We start from the raw sequence: 19,364 nt of genomic DNA, 5'->3' as shown, positions 1-19,364 counted from the left end.
TCTCCCCGCCCGGCCCGCGAGCAGCGGGCCGGGCGTGTTGCCGACGACAAGCTGCCGAAAGGTTCCGTTATGAGCCTCGACACCCTTCCGCGGGCGGCGCGGAACAACCATCGCCGCGCCCGTCCGCCCGGCCACCGCTGGCGTTCACGATTCGACGTCAAAGCGATGCCGTACGCCCTGGTGTCCCCTTATTTCCTGCTGTTCGCCGCCTTCGGGCTCTTCCCGTTGGCCTTCACCCTGTACTACTCGCTCTACGACTACGACCTGGCCGGGACCGTGGAGTGGACCGGGCTGGGCAACTACACCGCCCTGCTCGGGGACGAGGACTTCTGGAACGCCGTGGTCAACACGGTGGGCATGTTCATCCTCGCCACCGTCCCCCAGATGATCCTCGCGCTGCTCCTGGCCAACGCGCTGAACAAGCGCCTGAAGCTCCGCCTGGCCATCCGCATGAGCGTGCTGCTGCCGCTGGTCACGTCGGTGGTCGCGGTCGCGGTGGTGTTCACGCAGCTGTACGCCCGCGACTGGGGCCTGGTCAACTGGATCCTGAGCGGGTTCGGCGTGGACAAGACGAACTGGCGGGCCGAGCGCATCCCGTCGTGGATCGCCATCGCCACCATGGTCGACTGGCGCTGGACCGGCTACAACGCGATCATCTTCCTGGCCGGCATGCAGACGATCCCCCGCGACCTGTACGAGGCCGCCGCGATCGACGGCGCGTCGCGGCGCAGGCAGTTCTGGCAGATCACGCTGCCGATGCTGCGCCCGACGATGATCTTCGTGGTGCTCAACTCCACGATCGGCGGCCTGACGCTGTTCTCCGAGCCGACCACGTTCTACAACGGCAACGTCGACGGCGGCTCGCAGGGACAGTTCCAGACGGTGGCCATGTTCATCGTCAAGCAGGGCTTCCGCGAGTTCGACTACGGCTACGCCGCGGCGGCCGCCTGGCTGCTGTTCCTGCTCATCCTCATAGGAGCGGCGATCAACTTCCTGTTCGTGCGCAGGATCGGGGGCACCCGATGAACAACTTCTCCCCGACCCTCGCCACCCGGCTCATGCTGGCCCTGGCCGTCCTGCTGTCGGCGTTCCCTCTGTACTGGATGCTCGTCATCGCCTCCCGTACGAACGCCGACGCCGTCGCGATGCCGCCGCCGTTCCTGCCGGGCGGGAACCTGGGCGAGAACATCGTCGCGGTGCTCAACAACGAGGACGCCAAGTTCCTGCTGGGCCTGACGAACTCGTTCATCGTGTCGAGCATCGTCACCGTCTCCGTGGTGATCATCTCCACGCTGGCCGGCTTCGCCTTCGCGAACCTGAGCTTCAAGGGCAGGAACCTGCTGCTGGTGCTCGTGCTGCTGACAATGGCGGTGCCGTTGCAGCAGATGGGCGTGGTGCCCCTCTACCGGCTCATGGTGAGCCTGGAGTGGACCGGCACGCTCAAGGCGGTCATCCTCCCGTACCTGCTCAACGGGTTCGGCGTGTTCCTGATGACGCAGTACACTCGCCAGGCCGTGCCGATGGAGCTGGTCGAGGCCGCCCGGGTGGACGGCGCCGCCACGCTGCGGATCTGGTGGAACGTCGTCCTGCCCGCCGTACGTCCGGGCATGGCGGTGCTCGGCATCAACACGTTCATGCTCATGTGGAACGACTTCATGTGGCCGCTGATCGTGCTGACCCCGGACAACCCGACCGTGCAGATCGCGATCACCTCGCTCAACGCCAGGTTCTCCACGAACTACACGTTGATCTTCGCGGGAACGGCGTTGTCCATCATTCCGCTCATCGCAGTATTCGTCGCATTCGGCCGCCAGATCGTCGGCGGCCTCATGGAAGGTGCGGTCAAGGCGTGACGACACAAGAGGAACAGACGCGTGCCGGGCTGCGCTTCCCTGCGGGCTTCACGTGGGGTGCGGCGACCTCGGCGTACCAGATCGAGGGCGCGGTCGACGAGGACGGGCGCGGCGTCTCCATCTGGGACACCTTCACCAAGACGCCGGGCCGGATTCTCAACGGCCACAACGCGGACGTGGCCATCGACCACTACCACCGGTACCGGGAAGACGTCCGGATCATGGCGGAGCTGGGCCTGTCGGCCTACCGCTTCTCGGTCTCCTGGCCCCGCATCCAGCCCACCGGCTCCGGCCGGACCAACCAGAAGGGTCTGGACTTCTACAAGCGGCTCGCCGACGAGCTCCGCCGGCACTCCATCGACCCCTGGCTCACCCTCTACCACTGGGACCTGCCCCAGGAGCTGGAGGACAAGGGCGGCTGGCCCAACCGCGACACGGCCTACCGCTTCGCCGACTACGCCGCGGCCGTGCACGAGGCGCTGAAGGACCACATCCACACCTTCAGCACCGTCAACGAGCCATGGTGCGCCGCGTTCCTCGGCTACGCCTCGGGGGAGCACGCCCCCGGCAGGCGTGAGCCGCAGAACGCGATCAGGGGCGCGCACCACCTCAACCTGGCGCACGGGCTGGCCGTCCAGGCGATGGACGCCCGGCGCGTCGGCGGCTGCGTGAACCTGTACGCGGTCACCCCCGCGACCGACAGCGCGGAGGACCTGGAGGCCGCCCGGCGCATCGACGGACTGCAGAACAGGTTCTTCCTGGACGCGCTGCTCACCGGCCGCTATCCGGAGGACGTGCTGGCCGACCTGCCGCTCGAGATCGACTTCATCGAACCCGGCGACATGAAGACCATCAACGCACCCATCGACCTGCTGCTCGTCAACTACTACAGCCGCTTCACGGTCTCGGGAGCACCAGGCGGCAGGCAGTCGGCGGCGGCGGCCCCCACGGACTCGGCCTCGCCGTGGGTGGGCAGCGAGCACGTGTCGTTCGTCAGCGCCGGCTACCCGGTCACCGCGATGGGCTGGGAGATCGACGAGAGCGGCCTGGTGGAGGTGCTCACGAGGATCGCGAGGGAGTACCCGCCGATCCCCATGGTGGTCTCCGAGAACGGCGCCGCCTTCGAGGACGTGATCGAGGACGGCCGGATCCACGACCGGGAGCGGCAGGCGTACGTGGAGGCGCACCTCGGCGCCTGCAAGGCGGCCATCGAGGCCGGCGTGCCCCTGGAGGGCTATTTCGCCTGGTCACTGATGGACAACTTCGAGTGGGCCTGGGGCTACGGCAAGCGGTTCGGCCTGGTGCGCGTGGACTTCGAGACGCAGGAACGGCTGATCAAGGACAGCGCGCTCTGGTACTCGGAGATCATCCGGCAGAATAGGCGCCATGAACCGACCGACTCTTGAGGCAGTCGCGGCTCGGGCCGGGGTGGGCCGGGGCACGGTGTCTAGAGTCATCAACGGCTCGCCGAACGTCAGCGCCAAGGCCCGCGAGGCCGTGGAGCTGGCCATCCGCGAGCTGGGCTACGTGCCCAACCGTGCGGCGCGCGCCCTGGTGACGCGCCGCACCGACGCGGTGGCCCTGGTGGTGTCCGAGTCGCAGCTGCGGGTGTTCGACGACCCGTTCTTCGCGGGCACCATCCGCGGCATCGGCTCGGCGCTGTCGGAGACCGGGCTGCAGCTCATCCTGGCGATGGCCCGCACCACCGAGGAGTACGACCGGCTGGAGCACTACCTGACCGGGCAGCACGTCGACGGCGTGCTGCTCCTGTCGCTGCACGGCGCCGACCCGCTGCCGGGGCGGCTCGAGGAGATGGGCGTGCCGACCGTGCTCGGCGGCCGGCCCGTCGGGCTCGACCCCTACAGCTACGTCGACATGGACAACCGGGCGGGGGCCCGGCAGGCGGTCAAACACCTGCTGGGCCTCGGCCGCACGCGCATCGCCACCATCGCCGGTCATCAGGACATGGGCGTGGGCGTCGACCGTCTGGCCGGCTATCGCGACGCGCTGTTGCCCGCCGGGCTGCCGGAGCTGGTGGTGTACGGCGACTTCTCGGAGGAGAGCGGCTCGGCGGCGATGACCCAGCTGCTGGCGAGCCATCCCGATCTCGACGCGGTCTTCGCCGCGTCCGACCCGATGGCCCTGGGCGCGATGCGCGTGCTCAAGGCGGCGGGGCGGGCGATCCCGGAGGACGTGGCGGTGATCGGGTTCGACGACTCCAAGGCCGCGCTGCACGCCGACCCGCCGCTGACCACCGTCCACCAGCCGACCGAGCAGATGGGCCGGCAGATGGCGCAGCTGCTGGTGGCCCGGATCAACGGCGAGGAGCTGCGCCAGCCGGTCGTGATCCTCGACACCCACCTGGTACGCCGGCAGTCAGCGTGAAAGGCTCCCGTGGACAGTAGAACCAAGCGCCGCTTATCCGACGCCGAGCTCGACGCCCTGCTCCGCCGCGCGCTGGGCACGGGCGTCGTCGCCGTCACCGAGCTCACCGACGGCTACGCCAACGCCGTCTGGCGGCTCAAGCTGGACGACGGACGCGAGGTGGTGCTCAAGCTGTCCCCGCCGCCCGACCTCGACCAGCTCAGCTACGAGCGCAACCTGCTGCGCATGGAGGCCGCCGCGTACGAGCTGGCGGCGCAGGCGGGCGTGCCGGTGGCGACGCTGCTGCGCGCCGAGTTCGACGACCCGGTGCTGGGCGGCGACTACCTGCTGCTCGACGCGCTCGACGGGGTCTCGTGGAACGACGTCAAGCCGGAAGGCGAGGAGGCGCTGCGCCGGGAGCTGGGCCGCCACCTGGCCAGGTTCAACGCGGTGAGCGGCGAGGTCTTCGGCTACCCGCACGCCGGGATCGTCGGCGCCACGTGGCGGCAGGCGTTCCTGGCGATGGTGGGGGCGCTGGTCGGCGACACCGAGCGCTATCCGACGCCGCTGCCGCGCTCCCCCGGGGAGATCATGGCGCTGATCGAGGCGGCGTCGCCGGTGCTGGACGAGGTGACGACGCCGCGGCTGGTGCACTTCGACGTCTGGCCGGGCAACGTCTTCCTCGACGTCAGCGGCCCGCCCCGGATCCAGGCCATCATCGACCACGAACGGGCCTTCTGGGGCGACCCGCTCGCCGAGTTCGTCACGCCGACGATCTTCGGCGAGCTGGCGGAGGACGACCCGCTGCTGGCGGGCTACCGCGAGGTGACGCCGCTGGAGCTCACCCCGGCGGCGCGCACCCGCATCGACCTCTACCGCGCCTATCTCTACCTGATCCTGCTGGTGGAGAACGGACCCCGGCAGTATCCGGAGGAGGAGTACGCCAGGCTCCGCGAGGCCTCGTTCGGCTCACTTACCGCGGTGCTCGACCGCCTCGTAGGCGCCTCCCCTGGCGGCCGCGGCTAGCCGGATGCACGCTCTCGCGCCCTTGTTGGGCACGCCGAGGTCGACGGGTTTGTCACCTGTGCACAGCAGCGCGCCGCTGATCGTGCTGCCCGACAGGATCGGCGCGGTGTTGCCGGTCAGCAGGACGGCGCCGCGCAGGTCGGCGCCCACGATGGTCAGCGCCTTGGCGCCGCTGACGTTGAGCGCGCCGGTGAGGGAGGCCTTGAGCAGGTGCACGGCGGCGGGCTGCGCCGCGGTCAGCGTGCCGGCGATCCGGCCGCCCTTGACCACGAGCGAGGCTCCGGGCTTCACCGTGATGGGCCCGCTGATCTGGGCGCCGTCCAGGCAGGTGACGCCGTCGGCGGCGACGAGGGCGCCCTGGTAGACGCCGGTGACCGTGCGGGTGCAGGCGGGCGGCGGGGCGATCGTGGTGACGGTGAAGCTCTTCGGCGTGCCCTGGTTGCCCGCGGCGTCGATCGAGCGGTACTCGATCGTGTGCCGGCCGCGCGGCAGCTTCCCGTACACGAGGGAGTCGATGACCGTGCCCTCCTCGCTGAACGTCCACGGCAGCTCCGAGGAGGTGGGCCAGCCGAAGTAGTTGAACCAGCCGTCCCCGTCCACCCGGGACTCCGAGACCACGTAGCCGCCGCGGTCGTCCTCGCCCGCCAGCCGCATGGAGAAGGGGCCGTTGTAGACGTAGGCGTCGCCGACCGCGGCGAGCGGCTCGGACAGCTCGTAGCGGGTGGCGGGCAGGCTCGCGTCGATCTGCCAGTTGAGGGTCTGGCCGCCGAGGGCGGCGGTGAGGGCGTGCGTGCCCGGTTGCAGGTTCAGCCTGCCCAGGTCGAGGTCGGTGCCGGTGCCCGCCGGGCGGCCGTCCACGGTCCACGTCACCTCGGGTACGGTCGCGGCCGGATGGGTGGTCTCCACGTACACGACGTCGGCGCGGCCCAGCGGCCGGTCGGTGGGGGTGGAGGAGACGAACGCGGGCTCGGCGCCGTCCGGCGGGGTGGTCAGCGACGTGTCCACCGTCCAGGTGCGGGACTTGGTGATGGCCGCCCTGATCGCCGGGTCCCTGACGAACTCGGTCGGGTCCGAGACGGTGGCCGTGACGGTGTGCGTGCCCGGAGTCAGGCCGAGGGTGCGCAGGTCGAGGGCGTCCTCGTGGCTCGCGAGGTCCTTGCCGTCCACGTTCCAGGCGGTCGTCAGCGAGTGGCCGACGGGGCGCATCGGCTCGACCCACAGCACCCGGTCGGCGCCGACGGGCTGCTGGTTGGGCGTGGCGTCCTGGATGACCATGGTCTTGGCGGTGATGCGCTGGACCATGACCTCGCGGCTGACCTGGTCGTAGGCGTAGCCGAGGGTCTTCATCATCGAGTGCCGGCTGGGCCGCCAGACGCCGGTCGTGTAGTACAGGCCGCCCTCGTAGCGGCCGATGGGGCCGCCCGACTCGCTGGGCTCGCCCAGCCAGCGCCACCACTTCTTCTGCTGGTCCTTCATCTGCTGCTCGGTCAGCAGGGTGTGGTGGGGGCTGGACGGCTCGGCTCCCGGGTAGGCGCCGCCGGGGACGCCGCGCTGGTAGTAGTCGTACTCGTCCTGGAGGCCGCCCAGGGAGTGGCCCAGCTCGTGCGGGCTGATCAGGGCGGACATGCTGTTGCTGCCCGAGGCGGTGGCGTACGAGCCGCCGGCGCCGCCGTACGTGCCGCTGTTGCCGAGCGCGAGGATCTGCCGGTTGCCGGAGGAGGTGCCGGTGACCAGGTCGGCGTAGCGGGTGGCGGCGGTGTTGTCCATGGTGATCAGGCGCTGGACGCTGCCGGGGTTGCAGCGGCCCCAGAAGCCCATGCCGAGCGGGGTGACCTTCTTCGGCGAGTCCAGTCCGGGGTCGCAGCTGATGCCCGACTCGCCGGAGACGATGTCCACGCGGTAGACGTTGATGTAGTTGCGATACGTCTTGAACGGCTCGATCGACCACATCACGTTGAGGTGCCGGTCCACGTCGGCCCGGAATTTGGCCTGTTCCGGCTCGGTGTAGCCGTCCCCCATGATGATCAGGTTGAATCGCCTGGCCGGGGAGCCCGTGACCTGGACGGGCACCACGGTGGCCGCGCCCGCCTCGGCGGCCGCCGCGGGCACGGGTAACACGGGTAACAGTGCGGCGGCCAGCGCCAGGGCCGCGAAGATACGCATGCCCTGCACTATCTACGATCAAACGCGCGTGACCAAGTCCCTAACTGCGTGTCAGGCCTCAGGGAGCTCGGCCAGCAGGATCGGCTGGGTCGTGGGCCTGCCGGAACCGGCCGCCGGCTCGACCGTGAGCGCCACGCGGTCGTCCCCCCGCTCCGGCGTGATCAGCAGCGGTGCGGTCAGGCCGCCCTCGGCCCGGTCGAGCATCCCGGCGGGGCGGGGGCCGTCCGGGCCCATCAGCCACAATTCGTATCCCTTGGAGCGGGGCAGTTCGGCCAGGCCGGACGAGGCGAACACCATGCGTCCCCTGGCGCGGGAGATCACGACCGTGCCGGTGCCGCCGGAGGTGGCGGGCTGACGTACCGTCTCGGCGTCGGGCGCGGCCAGCACGGCGATCACCTCGTCGTTCCTGGCGGTCAGGTCGCTCAGGTCGCGGCGGGCGTCCACGGCGACGGCGCCGAGCGCGACCGCGGCCGCCGCGGCCACGGCCGCCAGACCCGCCGTCACCCTGGCCCGGCGGCGCCTGAGGAGCACGACGCGGCCGCCCTCGCGAGCCGCCGGGAGCTCCGGCGCGGTCCTGAACGGGGGGTGCTGCTCGGGCTCGGGCGGGATCCTGAGCGTCGGCGAGTCCTCCGGCTCGGAAGGGGACGCGGACGGGGGCGCGGATGAGGGTACGTGCGGGGCCACAGGCGGGGCTGCGGGCGTGCGTGACGCCGGGGGCCGCCAGATGGTCGGGCTGTCGTCGGGCACCGCTCCTGACCCCCGCTCCGGCCGTTCCTCGGGCCGCCGCAGCTCGTGGGCGGCATCGAGCAGGCGCTGCCGGAGCGTGGCGGGCGGCGGCTCGGCCACCGCCTCGGCGAGCCTGGCCGCCGTCTCCCGCAGCCGCCGGACCTCCATCCAGCAGGCCGAGCACGCCAGCAGGTGCTCCTCGTACAGCACCCACTCGGCGTACGGCAGTGCGTGCACGGCGTAGGCGCCCGAGAGGGTGTGGAGTTCGTCCGTCATCATCCACTCCCTTTGTGAGAGGCGGCTCACGCATGTACTTCGGCGGCTCGGGCATGTCGGATGGCTGCGAGGGCTTGCTCTTTTCCCATGGCGTGAGACAATCTCATCGGGTGATGAATTATGAGCTGTGTAGTAGCAGGGGGCGGACCGGCCGGCGCGATGCTGGCGCTGCTCCTGGCCAGGGCAGGAGTCGAGGTCACGCTGCTGGAGAAGCACGGCGACTTCCTGCGTGACTTCCGGGGCGACACGATCCATCCGTCCACGCTGCAGGTCCTCGACGAGCTGGGGCTGGCCGAGGAGTTCCTGAAGATCCCCCATCGCAAGGCGTACGGGATCAGCATGGTGACCGACCGCGGCGACGCCAGGCTGGCGAGCCTGCGCGGGCTGCCCGGCAAGTACGACTACATCGCGTTCGTACCGCAATGGGATTTCCTCAACCTCATCACGTCGGCCGCCACCCGGTATCCGAGTTTCCGGCTGCTGATGAACGCGGAGGCGTACGACCTGATCCGCGACGGCCAGACCGTGCGCGGCCTGCGCTATCGGGACGAGTCGGGCGAGCACGAGATCAGGGCCGACCTCACCGTCGCCGCCGACGGGCGGCACTCGACCCTGCGCGAGCGCGCCGGGCTCGTGCCGGAGGAGCTCGGCGCGCCGATGGACGTGGTGTGGTTCCGGCTGCCCCGGCACCCGTCCGACCGTGACGACTCGTTCCTGCGGATCTCCGGCGGACGCATGATGGTGTCCATCAACCGGCAAAGTTATTGGCAACTCGCGTACGCGATCCCCAAGGGCGGGTTCGACGAGCTGGTGCGCGCCGGGATCGACGCGCTCCGCGAGCCGGTCGCGGAGCTGCTGCCGTGGCTGGCCGACCGGATCGGGCAGATCGGGAGCTACGACGACGTCAGCGTGCTCACCGTCGCGCTCAACCGGCTGCACCGCTGGCACCGGCCCGGATTCCTGTGCATCGGGGACGCCGCGCACGCCATGTCGCCGGTGTTCGGGGTGGGGATCAATCTGGCCGTCCAGGACGCGGTCGCCACCGCCAACCTGCTGGCCGGCTCGCTCAGGTCCGGCGCGCCGATCCCCGAATCCACCCTGCGCCTGGTGCAGAAGCGGCGGATGCCGCCCACGCGCGTCACGCAGGCGGCCCAGCGGGTGGTCCAGAATCTGGTGATCAAGCGGGCCCTCAGCAACAGGCTCGACCCGTCCAGGATGCCCCGCGACCTCACGCGGATCCCCCTGCTCAGGCGGGTGGCCCGGCGTTTCATCGGGCTGGGGGTGCGGCCCGAGCACGTGTCCGTAAAGGAAGTTTGACCGCCTCAGAGTCCCCAGGGGTATAACTGCATTCTCACAACGTGGACAACGAGGTCCGTGGGCCCGTGGCCAGTGGATTACCCTCGTATCTCGTGAGCAGCAATCTCGTGGATCTCGATTCCTGGCGAGCCCTCTCCGCGGCGCAGCAACCTGACTGGCCCGACCGCGGCGAGCTCGACAAGGTCGTCGCCGAGCTCGGCGGCCTGCCCCCACTGGTCTTCGCCGGCGAGTGCGACCAGCTCAAGGAGCAGCTGGCCGCAGTCGCCCGGGGCGAGGCCTTCGTCCTGCAGGGCGGCGACTGCGCGGAGACCTTCTCCGGCGCGACCGCCGACAACGTGCGCAACAAGCTCAAGACGCTGCTGCAGATGGCGATCGTGCTGACGTACGCGGGCAAGGTGCCGGTCGTGAAGATCGGCCGGGTCGCGGGCCAGTTCGCCAAGCCGCGTTCCAAGGGCAGCGAGACCCGTGACGGGATCGAGCTGCCCGCCTACCGGGGCGACATGGTCAACGGGTTCGACTTCACCGCCGAGTCTCGCCGGCCCGATCCGTGGCGGCTGCTCAAGGCGTACCACTCCTCGGCCGTGACCCTCAACCTCGCCCGCGCGTTCACCAAGGGCGGCTACGCCGACCTGCGCCAGGTGCACGCGTGGAACCAGGACTTCGTGGCCGAGTCGCCCGCCGGGCGCCGCTACGAGCAGCTGGCCAGGGAGATCGACCAGGCGCTCGCGTTCATGCGTGCCTGCGGGGCCGATCCCGAGGAGTTCCACACCGTGGAGTTCTACTCCTCGCACGAGGCGCTCATCCTCGACTACGACCGCGCGCTCACGCGCATCGACTCGCGTACGGGGCTGCCGTACGACGTGTCGGCGCACATGGTCTGGATCGGCGAGCGCACCCGCCAGCTCGACGGGGCGCACGTCGACTTCTTCGCCCGCATCCGCAACCCGATCGGCGTCAAGCTCGGGCCCACCACGTCGCCCGACGAGGCCCTGGGCCTCATCGAGAAGCTCAACCCGGGCAACGAGGCGGGGCGGCTCACGTTCATCACCCGCATGGGCGCCTCCAAGATCCGCGAGCATCTGCCGGCCCTGGTCAAGGAGGTCACGGCCACGGGGGCGCGGGTCGCGTGGATCTGCGACCCGATGCACGGCAACACCTTCGAGGCGCCCAGCGGGCACAAGACCCGCCGGCTCGACGACGTGCTGGACGAGGTGGCGGGCTTCTTCGAGGTGCACCGGTCGCTGGGCACGCATCCCGGCGGGATCCACATCGAGTTCACCGGTGACGACGTGACGGAGTGCGTGGGCGGCGGGCACGAGATCGCCGAGGACGACCTCGCGACCCGCTACGAGACGGCCTGCGACCCGCGGCTCAACCGCAGCCAGTCCCTCGACCTCGCCTTCCGCGTCGCCGAGCTCTACCGCGGCTGACCTCACCGCGCATTCAAGGGGACGCGCCCGCCTTCCAGGCCCGCGTCCCCTTTCTGCTGCCCGCCCCACTTCGACGCCCGCCTTTTGCGCCCGCCCCACTTCGACGCCCGCCTTTGCCGCCCGCCTCACTTCGACGTGCCGCCCCTGCGCGAGCGGCCGCGGCGCCAGAGGGTCCAGCGCACGGCCGGCAGCGCGGCGGCGGTCGGGTGAAATGCGGGGGCCTCTCCCGCGACGACGCCCGTCCGATGGCGGCGGCTCACCCGCGGCGGCGCGGTCGGGGGTGCGGTGTCGGGTGGGTCTCAGGGGGCCCGCCGGAGGGCTGTGTCACGGGGTGCGAGGGGTGTGGGGCGGGGGGTGATGGTGATACGTGATGTACGTCTCACTGGTACCGCGAGTAGAACCAAATTCCGGGGAAACCGGGTAAACCGCCGCTATGATCGCCCGCAAATAGGGCGATATTTCAGGAGAAATCGTGGACAGTGCCCCGGAGGGGGTGGACCCTAACGTCCCCAACGTCGCGCGGATGTACGACTACTTCCTCGACGGCAAGGACAACTTCGCGGCCGACCGGGCAGCCGCCGAGCAGATCCTGCAGACGTTCCCCAACACCAAGGAGGGCGCCCGCGCGAACAGGGCGTTCCTGCGCCGCGCCGTGCGGCACCTGGTCGATTCGGGGGTGCGGCAGATCGTCGACCTCGGCGCGGGCCTGCCGACCCAGGGGAACACGCACGAGATCGCCCCCGAGGCGCGGGTCATCTACGTGGACAACGACCCCGTGGTCTGCGTGCACGGCAGGGCACTGCTGGCCAGGACAGAGGACGTGCACTTCCTGCAGGCGGACGTACGCGAGACCGACACGCTGCTGCACAAGCTGGGCGACGTGATCGACTTCGATCGGCCGGTGGCGTTCCTGATGCTGGCGATCCTGCACTTCATCCCGGACTACGTCGCGTACGACATGGTGGCCAAGCTGCGGGCGGCGAGCGCGCCCGGGAGCCGGCTGGTGATCAGCCATGCCATCGACACCACGCCGGACACCACCCCGCAGGCCATCGAGATCTACCGGCGGGCCACGGCCGCGCTGAGCCTGCGGACGAGTGAGGAGATCATGCGCTTCTTCGAGGGGTACGAGCTGGAGGAACCCGGGCTGACGTACCCGAACGGCTGGAGGCCCGACGACCCGGACGCGCCCGGCAACGGGATCACATTCGGGTACGTCGGGGTCGCCCGCAAGCCCTGAGACCCCTGGGAAGGGTCAGTTCTGCTTCATCTCCTCGGCGAGCTCGGCCCTGATGGCGTCCATGTCGAGCGCCCGCACCTGCCTGATCAGGTCCTCCAGTGCGGGCGCCGGGATGGCGCCGGCCTGGGCGAAGACCACGATGCCGTCGCGGATGGCCATGAGCGTCGGGATCGAGGTGATGTCGAAGCCCTGGGCGAGCCCCTGCTCGGCGTCGGTGTCGATCTTGCCGAACGTGATGTCCTCGTGCAGGCCCGAGGCCTGCTCGAAGATCGGACCGAACTTCTTGCACGGCGGGCACCACTCCGCCCAGAAGTCGAGCAGCACGATCCCCTTGTCGGCGATGTCGTTGAAGTTCTGCTCTGTTACTTCGATGGTCGCCACAAGTGGCTCCTCGTCCCTCGCTGAAAACTGTCCATGGTTATGAACCCCTACCCTCTCACCGGCATTCCAGTGTCCATGCGGACGGCCGCAGAAGGCCGGGGTCGGGGCAGGACCGCGCGCCTGACGTCATGCATCGGGTGCCGTCGAAGACGACCTCCCGCGGGGCCGGCTCCCTGATCAGCCGCACCACCTCGCGCGTGCCCGAGTGATCGCCACCGTCGTAGGTCCCGACGCGCGGCGCGCGTCCGGGGTCGACCAACGTGCGCCAATGCACGCTCACCCTCTCCCAGGGGGTTCGGAAGATCCATCCTATTTACGCTGCCCCGCGCGAGACCTGGGCGGGCGGGCGTTGTGACATTCATCACCCCGGCAGGGTCAGGCCGATGACCAGCGGGTCGTGGTCGGAGGAGCGGAACGCGTCCGGCCGGTAGAGGCCTGGCGGGTTGTACTCCGTGTTGTAGTCGCGGATGCGCGGCTCGTCGGAGAGGGTGGCCGGGTTCTCCCTGGTGGAGCCGTCGTCGATGAGCCGGCCGCGGGTCCTGCGGGAAGAAGCCGCTGAGCTGGTCGGTCCGCTGGAAGTCGCCGGTGACGACGCCCTCGACCTGCACGGTCTGGCCGGGCAGCGGGGTCGCCTCCCCGCTGCCCGGCACCTGCGCGATCCGGTGGGTGGCAGGGGTGTCACAAGGGGATGCGGGAGCCGCCACGGCGGGCGAGGCGGGAGAGAGCCACCACAATCAGGGCAACAAGGGAGGCTCTGGATAAAGCGCGCATGCCCGGCACTTTAGAGCCTATTTAGAACGCATATTTCCACCTAAAAGCGGATAGAACATTAAAACATCGAACCTTGACACCGTCTCCGGCGGGTATGACCTCTTCATGGACTGGGTCACCTGCGCGCATTCCGCTGCCTGCACCGGAATCGCCAGCCGGACGACCGGCTTCTGCCTCGCACACCTCGCACCCGACGAACTCCCCCAGGCCCTCGACGAGATCTCCCCCGGCCGCCTGCTCGACCTGCGCGGCACCACCGTCAGCGCCGAACTGCTGTCCCGGGTGCTCGAAGCCGCCGGCGGCAGGCCCGGCAGGGCCCGGCTCGACCGGGTCAGGTTCACCGGCGACGTAAGGCTGTCCGGCGTGACGTTCACGGGCGACGTGTCGCTCGACGGCGCCAGGTTCGAGCGGCTGGCCTCGTTCTTCGGCGCCCGCTTCGAGGGCAACGTGTCGCTGGCCGGCGCCAGGTTCACCCGCGAGCTGTCCTTCCACGGCGTCACCGTGCGCGGGCACGTCTCCCTCGACCGGGCCGTGATGTCCCGCGACGCGCTGTTCAGCCAGGCCGTCTTCGGCCACGGGCTGTCGTGCGAGCGGGCCAGGTTCGACGGGTACGCCACCTTCGACGGGGCCAGGCTGGGCGACGGGGCCGCCTTCAGAGGGGCGCGCTTCGGCCGTACCCTGTCCTTCCGCAAGGTCAGCGGGCACGCCGGGTTCGAGGCCGCGCACTTCGCCGCCGACGCGTACCTCTCGGCCACCGGCAGGCTGTCGGCGGCCAGGGCCCGCGCCGACGGGCTCCTGGACGTGGCGGTGTCCCGGTGCGGCGTCGACCTGCGCGGCGTCGAGGTGGCGGGCGCGACGACGCTGCGGCTGACCGACTCCCAGGCCGACCTGGAGGGCGCGGTGCTGCGCGGCCCCGCCACCGTGACCGGCCGGGGCAGGTCCGTGCTGACCTCGCTGCGGCAGGTGAACGCGAGCGACCTGGCACTGTACGGGCTGGACCTGTCGGCGTGCAGGTTCGCCGGGCTGGCCCATCCGTCGGCGGTGCGGGTCAAGGACTGCACGTTCGCGCTGACGCCGCGCGGCCTGCGGGTGAGCCTGCGCTGGCCGATGCTGCGCTGGTTCTCCCGCCGGCGCGCGCTGGCCGACGAGCACACCATGCGCGGCTGGGAGGCGGCGGGCGACCCCGGCGCCACACCCGACCGGCTGGCCGACCTCTACGCCGGGCTGCAGCCCAGCGACCGCGCCACCTCGGCCGACTTCGCGTTCGCGGCCATGGAGATGCGGCGCCAGGCCGGTCATCGCTGGTGGCTGTCCGTCTCCTGGCTCCTGTGCGGGTACGGCATGCGCATGGGGCGGGCGGCGGGCTGGTTCGCGCTGCTGCTGGCGATCACCACGGCCGCCGTCATGTGGACGTCCACCTCGCACGCCGAACGCCGGGCGGAGCCGCCGAGCCCGGCCCTGAACCCTTAGGCGTCCAGCTCCTCCACGACGGCGGCGATCGCGCGGAAGTGGCGCGAGCGCCAGCCGCCGCCCATGATGCGGCGGGAGAGCTGCTGCAACTCGTCGCCCGGGTCGAAGCCCTCATGGTCGAGGAACAGCCGGGTGCCCTTGCCCTCGGGCTCCAGCCGCCAGGTGACCGTCCAGTCGGCCCGCTTGTGGTCGCTCCAGCTGATCTTGAGCAGCTTCTCCGGCTCCAGCTCCAGCACCTCGCAGTAGACGATCCCGTCGAAGCCCACCTGCGGCTTGGGCTCCGTGGTGAACGTGAACCGGTGCCCCACCTCGGGCCTGAAGTCGTTGGGCATGAGCCAGCGGGCGACCAGCTCGGGCTCGGTGAGCGCCCGCCACACCTTCCTCGGGGGATGCGCGATGAACTGGTCGATCCTGATCGCGCGCAGGTCCTCGGCCGCCGTGTCACGGGGCATGGTCGTCGTCCTCCATCTCGTCCAGCAGGGTCGTGAGGTCGGCCAGCTTCTCCCGCCAGAACCGTTCGTACGGGGTGAGCCAGTCGCGGATCTCCATGAGCGGTGCCGCCTCCAGCCGGTAGTGCCGCTCCCGCCCCTTGCGGCTCTCGGCCACCAGCCCGGCGTCCCTGAGCACCTTGAGGTGCTCCGACACACTGGGCCTGCTCATGTCGAACCGCTCGGCCAGCCGGCCGGCGGGCTGGGCTCCCTCGTCGAGCAGCAGGCGCAGCAGCTCCCGCCTGGCCGGGCTGGCCAGGGCGGTGAACACGTGGTCGGCCGTCATGCCTGGCTGACCACGAACCCGTTGCCGAACGGGTCCTGGAACAGCAGCTGACGCCCCCACGGCTCGTCGCTCGGCCCCTCGAACGAGACGCCGTGCTCGCGCAGCCGCGCGGCCAGGACGTCGAGGTCGGGCGCGGCCACCACCAGGCCGCCGATCGGGGCCATGCCGGGGAACCAGGAGGCCAGCAGCAGCGCGGTCCCGGACCCCTTGGGGGCGACGGTGAGCCAGCGGCCCATCGGGAACGGGTTGTCGGTGCGCACCTCGAAGTCGAGGACGCCGGTGTAGAAGGCCAGCGCCCGCTCCTGGTCGGCGACGGGCACGGTGATGGTGAGGATCTGAGATATCGGCATGTGGGACACTATACGTAGGAATTTTCCTACACATCAACCCGGCCCCGGAAATATCGGGGAATTCCCCGATGGGAGACCGAGATCGTCCTCCGTAGACTGGGGGCCATGCGTATCGACGACTACGTGGCGGAGCTCGACAGCGCCCTGGCCGGCCCGCAGGGGGCGAAGCGCGATCTGGTCGTCGAGGCGCGCGACAGCCTGACCGACACCGCCGACGCGCTGGAGGCCGAGGGGCTCGCACGGGCGGAGGCCGAGCGGGTCGCGGTGGCGGAGTTCGGGGAGGTCGCGGAGGTCGCCCCCGGCTACCAGTCCGAGCTGACCGCCGTGGCGGGGCGCCGGCTGGGCTTCCTGCTGTTCATCAGCGTGCCGATCACCGCGCTGATGTGGTCGGTGATCTGGCGCATCTATCCCGGCGACGACCAGGCCTGGCGCCTCGCGCCCGCCTGGTACCGGCCCGTCTCGCGCCTGCTCGACGTCCTGCAGCTCTGCGTCGGGCTCTACGGCGGGCTCGCGCTGTTCGCGCTGAGCCGGGGCGCCCGGTGGATCCGCCGGCCGCGGCTGGTGACCAGGTCGCTGGGCGTGCTCGTCTGGGGCATGCTGCCCGTCACCGTGGCGCTGGGCATGCTGCTGACCCTGGGCTCGAACGGGGCGAGCCATCTGGACGTCCTGCCCTCCATGCTGGCCAACGCGGTGACGTCCGCCTGCTGGGGCCTGCAGATCTACGGCGCGACGCGCTGCCTGCGCATCAGCCGGCCGCCCTTCGCGCGCCGCTGACCTCCCCGGCCTCCACGGCGTCCGCGCGGAGCACGCCGCCGATCACGCTGGCGAACTCCTGCCACGCCGAGCGCTCCCCTTCGAGCTGCTTCCTGCCCGAATCCGTCAGCCGGTAGGTACGGCGCTTGCGCCCGCCCACCGTGGCCCACTCGCTGGACAGGTAGCCGATGCGCTCCAGCCTGCGCAGGGCCGGGTAGACGGTGCCCGTCGGCACGTTCAGCGCGCCGCCGCTGCGCTCCAGCAGCGCCTCGATGATGGCGTAGCCGTGCAGCGGCTCCCGCTCCAGCACGGAGAGCAGGAGCGCGTCCATGTGCCCGCGCAGCGCGTCCGGATTCATGATTCCGATCCTAGACACCGCACGGGCGACCCGGCATGCTCCGCGCCCCGCCCCTCCGTCCGGGGGACATCAGCCGAAGTGCGGACGTGTGCGCTCATGTAGGCAGTCTACATGTAGGCTCTCTATATGTAGGCAGACACAACAACGGAGTTCGCGATGGATGTACTCGAACTGGCCCGGACACAGTTCGCCGTGACGGGAAGCCTCCACTTCCTGTTCGTCGTGCTCACCCTGGGCCTGGCGCCACTGGTGGCGATCATGAACATGCGCTGGGCGATCTCGGGCAAACCGCTCCACGAGGCCATGACCCGCTTCTGGGGTCAGATCTACGTCGTCAACTACGCGCTGGGCATCGTGACCGGGCTGGTGATGGAGTTCCAGTTCGGCCTCTCCTGGAGCGGCCTGTCCCACTACGCCGGTGACGTGTTCGGCGCGCCGCTGGCCATGGAGACCCTGGTGGCCTTCTTCCTGGAGTCCACGTTCCTGGGCCTGTGGATCTTCGGCTGGGGACGGCTGCCGAAATGGGCGCATCTGGCCTGCATCTGGCTCGTGACGCTGACCGCGTACGCGAGCGCCTTCTACATCATGCTCGCCAACTCGTTCCTGCAGAACCCGGTCGGCTCCGTCGCCCGCGGCGACCGCCTGGAGCTGGTCGACTTCGGCGCCCTGCTCACGAACAAGAGCCTGATCTTCTCCTTCCCGCACGTCATCGGGGCGGGGCTGTTCACGGGGGCCATGGTGCTGGTGGGGGCGAGCGCGTACCAGTTGCGCCGCCGTACCGAGCACGTGGAGTTCTTCACCAGGTCGCTGCGGACCGGCGTGGTCGCGGCGGCGCTCGGGATCTTCGTGACGACCGGGTTCGGGTACGCGCAGTTCGCCGGGGTCCAGGAGGGGAAGTTCAGCGACAACGTGGGCGCGGCGCTCCCGCTCGGGTTGATGATCGAGTTCGGGCAGTTGCTCGCGCTGGTCGTGCTGTTCGTGATGCTGCCGATGATCGCCGTGCTGCCGCGCTGGCGGTGGACGCATCCGCTGCTCATGCTGATGACGCCGCTGCCGTTCGTGCTGGCGATCATGGGCTGGCTGGCCAGGGAGGTCGGCCGGCAGCCGTGGATGATCTGGGAGAAGCTCACCGTGGCCGACGCCATGTCCCCCGGGCTGACCTCGGGCATGGTCACGGCCTCGCTCGTCGGGTTCGCGGGCGTGCTGGGGCTGCTGGCGGTCGTCGACTACGTGCTCATCGCCAGGATCGTCCGGCGCGGGCCGCGCGACGTGGCCCTGGGCGCCGTCCCCGCCGGTGAGACCCGCTCCCCCGCGCTGAGTTACTGAGTGAGGTGCCGACATGGAAGTGATCTGGTTCGTTCTCTTCGCCGTGCTGCTGGCCGGATATTTCGCCCTTGAGGGGTTCGACCTGGGGGTGGGGCTGCTGCTGCCGCTGCTGGGCAGGACCCGCGAGGGCCGCGACCGCATGGTGGCCGCGATGGCGCCGTACGTGCTGGCCAACGAAGTGTGGCTGGTGGCCGTCGCCGGGACGCTGTTCGGCGTCTATCCGCTGCTCGAGGGCGAGGTGCTGTTCAAGCTGTACCCGCTGGTGGTGGCCATGCTGCTGAGCTGGATCCTGCGGGACGCGGGGCTGTGGTTCCGGCGCAGGCTGGACGGGTTCAGGTGGCGGGGGTTCTGGGACGCGATGATCGCGTTCGGGTCTCTGGGGCTGTCGTTCGGGTGGGGCATGACGATCCACGCGGCGGCCACGGGGTTCGCTGGCCCGGTGGTGCACCCGGTGGGGGTGATGCTGGGGGCGGTCGTGACGCTGCTGTTCGCCTTCCACGGGTGGACGTTCCTGGCGTGGCGGGCGCCCGGGGTCTTCGGGGCGTCCAGGTCGGGGCGGGCCCTGGTGGTGTCGGGGATCGTGGCGGCGGTCCCGGCGGTGGGCGTGCTCGTGGGCGCGATGCCGTACCTGCTGGCGAACAGCGCGCCGGCGGCCACGTTGAATGTGCTCAGTGTCATGGTGCTGCCGTTCGCACCCATCGTCCTGGGCGCGCAAGTATGGGTGTGGCGCACTTTCCGCCCAGGGAAGGACGCCGTCCCGCTTCCGTCGTTCTTCTGAGGGCTTCT

General features: G+C 70.3%; 20 protein-coding genes. 12 read left to right on the top strand and 8 right to left on the bottom strand.

Annotated elements, in window-relative coordinates; translation table 11 throughout:
- The first annotated feature begins 69 nt into the window (after positions 1-69).
- The 5 genes from AB0J87_RS11130 to AB0J87_RS11110 are packed head-to-tail and all read left to right on the top strand — an operon-like array spanning position 70 to position 5,243.
- Positions 70-1,026 carry a sugar ABC transporter permease gene (locus tag AB0J87_RS11130; protein WP_363964233.1) on the top strand — a complete coding sequence of 319 codons (957 nt, stop codon included), beginning with the start codon at positions 70-72 and terminating at the stop codon, positions 1,024-1,026.
- Positions 1,023-1,853, top strand: a complete 831-nt coding sequence (locus tag AB0J87_RS11125; protein ID WP_350726814.1) for a carbohydrate ABC transporter permease — start codon at positions 1,023-1,025, stop codon at positions 1,851-1,853. Before AB0J87_RS11130 ends, AB0J87_RS11125 begins: the two co-directional genes overlap by 4 nt.
- On the top strand, positions 1,850-3,259 hold the full coding sequence (locus AB0J87_RS11120; protein ID WP_363964231.1) for a GH1 family beta-glucosidase: 1,410 nt from the start codon (positions 1,850-1,852) through the stop codon (positions 3,257-3,259). The genes AB0J87_RS11125 and AB0J87_RS11120 overlap by 4 nt, the downstream gene beginning before the upstream one ends.
- Entirely contained in the window at positions 3,240-4,238 is a 999-nt protein-coding gene (locus AB0J87_RS11115; protein WP_363964229.1) for a LacI family DNA-binding transcriptional regulator, read from the top strand. Before AB0J87_RS11120 ends, AB0J87_RS11115 begins: the two co-directional genes overlap by 20 nt.
- Before the next feature lie 9 nt (positions 4,239-4,247).
- Positions 4,248-5,243: an aminoglycoside phosphotransferase family protein gene (locus AB0J87_RS11110; protein ID WP_350726808.1), complete on the top strand. Its 996-nt coding sequence runs from the start codon at positions 4,248-4,250 to the stop codon at positions 5,241-5,243.
- Here the strand turns inward: AB0J87_RS11110 and AB0J87_RS11105 are convergent.
- Together AB0J87_RS11105 and AB0J87_RS11100 are read right to left on the bottom strand one after the other, a co-directional pair.
- Positions 5,187-7,406, bottom strand: coding sequence for a M64 family metallopeptidase (locus AB0J87_RS11105; protein ID WP_363964227.1), 2,220 nt, complete (start codon positions 7,404-7,406; stop codon positions 5,187-5,189). The two genes, AB0J87_RS11110 and AB0J87_RS11105, sit on opposite strands and share 57 nt — an antisense overlap.
- Before the next feature lie 51 nt (positions 7,407-7,457).
- Positions 7,458-8,408: an anti-sigma factor gene (locus AB0J87_RS11100; RefSeq protein ID WP_363964226.1), complete on the bottom strand. Its 951-nt coding sequence runs from the start codon at positions 8,406-8,408 to the stop codon at positions 7,458-7,460.
- Positions 8,409-8,528: 120 nt separating this feature from the next.
- Here AB0J87_RS11100 and AB0J87_RS11095 point away from each other — a divergent pair, with 120 nt between their 5' ends.
- The 3 genes from AB0J87_RS11095 (at position 8,529) to AB0J87_RS11085 (ending at position 12,395) form a co-directional block, all read left to right on the top strand.
- The gene (locus tag AB0J87_RS11095) at positions 8,529-9,725 is read left to right on the top strand and encodes an FAD-dependent oxidoreductase (RefSeq protein WP_363964224.1); all 1,197 of its coding nucleotides are present in this window, start codon (positions 8,529-8,531) and stop codon (positions 9,723-9,725) included.
- 92 nt (positions 9,726-9,817) lie between these two features.
- Positions 9,818-11,155, top strand: coding sequence for a class II 3-deoxy-7-phosphoheptulonate synthase (locus AB0J87_RS11090; protein WP_363964222.1), 1,338 nt, complete (start codon positions 9,818-9,820; stop codon positions 11,153-11,155).
- Positions 11,156-11,627: 472 nt separating this feature from the next.
- Positions 11,628-12,395, top strand: coding sequence for an SAM-dependent methyltransferase (locus AB0J87_RS11085; protein WP_363964220.1), 768 nt, complete (start codon positions 11,628-11,630; stop codon positions 12,393-12,395).
- 15 nt (positions 12,396-12,410) lie between these two features.
- Here AB0J87_RS11085 and AB0J87_RS11080 read toward each other — a convergent pair whose 3' ends face one another.
- Together AB0J87_RS11080 and AB0J87_RS11075 are read right to left on the bottom strand one after the other, a co-directional pair.
- On the bottom strand, positions 12,411-12,776 hold the full coding sequence (locus AB0J87_RS11080) for a thioredoxin family protein (RefSeq protein ID WP_192792540.1): 366 nt from the start codon (positions 12,774-12,776) through the stop codon (positions 12,411-12,413).
- A gap of 361 nt (positions 12,777-13,137) precedes the next feature.
- Complete coding sequence (locus AB0J87_RS11075) at positions 13,138-13,458, bottom strand: hypothetical protein (protein ID WP_363964218.1); 321 nt, start codon at positions 13,456-13,458, stop codon at positions 13,138-13,140.
- Between the two features lie 194 nt (positions 13,459-13,652).
- Between AB0J87_RS11075 and AB0J87_RS11070 the strand changes: the two genes are divergently transcribed.
- Positions 13,653-15,017, top strand: coding sequence for a pentapeptide repeat-containing protein (locus AB0J87_RS11070; protein WP_363964216.1), 1,365 nt, complete (start codon positions 13,653-13,655; stop codon positions 15,015-15,017).
- Here AB0J87_RS11070 and AB0J87_RS11065 read toward each other — a convergent pair.
- Genes AB0J87_RS11065 through AB0J87_RS11055 form a run of 3 tightly spaced genes read right to left on the bottom strand, consistent with a single transcriptional unit; the run spans position 15,014 to position 16,141 of the window.
- Positions 15,014-15,469 carry an SRPBCC domain-containing protein gene (locus AB0J87_RS11065; protein ID WP_363964214.1) on the bottom strand — a complete coding sequence of 152 codons (456 nt, stop codon included), beginning with the start codon at positions 15,467-15,469 and terminating at the stop codon, positions 15,014-15,016. The genes AB0J87_RS11070 and AB0J87_RS11065 overlap by 4 nt on opposite strands.
- Positions 15,459-15,791 carry a metalloregulator ArsR/SmtB family transcription factor gene (locus AB0J87_RS11060; RefSeq protein WP_350726792.1) on the bottom strand — a complete coding sequence of 111 codons (333 nt, stop codon included), beginning with the start codon at positions 15,789-15,791 and terminating at the stop codon, positions 15,459-15,461. The genes AB0J87_RS11065 and AB0J87_RS11060 overlap by 11 nt, the downstream gene beginning before the upstream one ends.
- On the bottom strand, positions 15,788-16,141 hold the full coding sequence (locus AB0J87_RS11055; RefSeq protein WP_363964212.1) for a VOC family protein: 354 nt from the start codon (positions 16,139-16,141) through the stop codon (positions 15,788-15,790). Before AB0J87_RS11055 ends, AB0J87_RS11060 begins: the two co-directional genes overlap by 4 nt.
- Positions 16,142-16,246: 105 nt before the next feature.
- Here AB0J87_RS11055 and AB0J87_RS11050 point away from each other — a divergent pair, with 105 nt between their 5' ends.
- Positions 16,247-16,915 (top strand): permease prefix domain 1-containing protein, encoded by a 669-nt coding sequence (locus tag AB0J87_RS11050; protein ID WP_350726788.1) that lies wholly within the window; start codon positions 16,247-16,249, stop codon positions 16,913-16,915.
- On the opposite strand, the gene AB0J87_RS11045 is transcribed toward AB0J87_RS11050, so the two are convergent.
- Positions 16,887-17,252 (bottom strand): helix-turn-helix transcriptional regulator, encoded by a 366-nt coding sequence (locus AB0J87_RS11045; protein ID WP_350726786.1) that lies wholly within the window; start codon positions 17,250-17,252, stop codon positions 16,887-16,889. The genes AB0J87_RS11050 and AB0J87_RS11045 overlap by 29 nt on opposite strands.
- Before the next feature lie 156 nt (positions 17,253-17,408).
- Here AB0J87_RS11045 and AB0J87_RS11040 point away from each other — a divergent pair, with 156 nt between their 5' ends.
- Both AB0J87_RS11040 and AB0J87_RS11035 read left to right on the top strand, forming a co-directional pair.
- On the top strand, positions 17,409-18,578 hold the full coding sequence (locus AB0J87_RS11040) for a cytochrome ubiquinol oxidase subunit I (RefSeq protein ID WP_363964209.1): 1,170 nt from the start codon (positions 17,409-17,411) through the stop codon (positions 18,576-18,578).
- Positions 18,579-18,591: 13 nt separating this feature from the next.
- Positions 18,592-19,356, top strand: coding sequence for a cytochrome d ubiquinol oxidase subunit II (locus AB0J87_RS11035; protein WP_363964207.1), 765 nt, complete (start codon positions 18,592-18,594; stop codon positions 19,354-19,356).
- Positions 19,357-19,364 lie beyond the last annotated feature (8 nt).

The sequence above is a fragment of the Nonomuraea sp. NPDC049625 genome (assembly GCF_040675285.1).
In the GTDB taxonomy this organism is placed as follows: Bacteria; Actinomycetota; Actinomycetes; order Streptosporangiales; family Streptosporangiaceae; genus Nonomuraea; species Nonomuraea angiospora_A.
Note: the sequence above shows the minus strand (reverse complement) of the source record. Positions and strands in the feature narration are given on the sequence as shown.

Bases quoted from the DNA above. Each gene is read 5' to 3' on its own strand.
- AB0J87_RS11130 (WP_363964233.1), top strand. From the start codon at position 70: ATGAGCCTCGACACCCTTCCGCGGGCGGCGCGGAACAACCATCGCCGC.
- AB0J87_RS11125 (WP_350726814.1), top strand. From the start codon at position 1,023: ATGAACAACTTCTCCCCGACCCTCGCCACCCGGCTCATGCTGGCCCTG.
- AB0J87_RS11115 (WP_363964229.1), top strand. From the start codon at position 3,240: ATGAACCGACCGACTCTTGAGGCAGTCGCGGCTCGGGCCGGGGTGGGC.
- AB0J87_RS11105 (WP_363964227.1), bottom strand. From the start codon at position 7,406: ATGCGTATCTTCGCGGCCCTGGCGCTGGCCGCCGCACTGTTACCCGTG.
- AB0J87_RS11100 (WP_363964226.1), bottom strand. From the start codon at position 8,408: ATGACGGACGAACTCCACACCCTCTCGGGCGCCTACGCCGTGCACGCA.
- AB0J87_RS11095 (WP_363964224.1), top strand. From the start codon at position 8,529: ATGAGCTGTGTAGTAGCAGGGGGCGGACCGGCCGGCGCGATGCTGGCG.
- AB0J87_RS11070 (WP_363964216.1), top strand. From the start codon at position 13,653: ATGGACTGGGTCACCTGCGCGCATTCCGCTGCCTGCACCGGAATCGCC.
- AB0J87_RS11065 (WP_363964214.1), bottom strand. From the start codon at position 15,469: ATGCCCCGTGACACGGCGGCCGAGGACCTGCGCGCGATCAGGATCGAC.
- AB0J87_RS11060 (WP_350726792.1), bottom strand. From the start codon at position 15,791: ATGACGGCCGACCACGTGTTCACCGCCCTGGCCAGCCCGGCCAGGCGG.
- AB0J87_RS11055 (WP_363964212.1), bottom strand. From the start codon at position 16,141: ATGCCGATATCTCAGATCCTCACCATCACCGTGCCCGTCGCCGACCAG.
- AB0J87_RS11050 (WP_350726788.1), top strand. From the start codon at position 16,247: ATGCGTATCGACGACTACGTGGCGGAGCTCGACAGCGCCCTGGCCGGC.
- AB0J87_RS11045 (WP_350726786.1), bottom strand. From the start codon at position 17,252: ATGAATCCGGACGCGCTGCGCGGGCACATGGACGCGCTCCTGCTCTCC.
- AB0J87_RS11040 (WP_363964209.1), top strand. From the start codon at position 17,409: ATGGATGTACTCGAACTGGCCCGGACACAGTTCGCCGTGACGGGAAGC.
- AB0J87_RS11035 (WP_363964207.1), top strand. From the start codon at position 18,592: ATGGAAGTGATCTGGTTCGTTCTCTTCGCCGTGCTGCTGGCCGGATAT.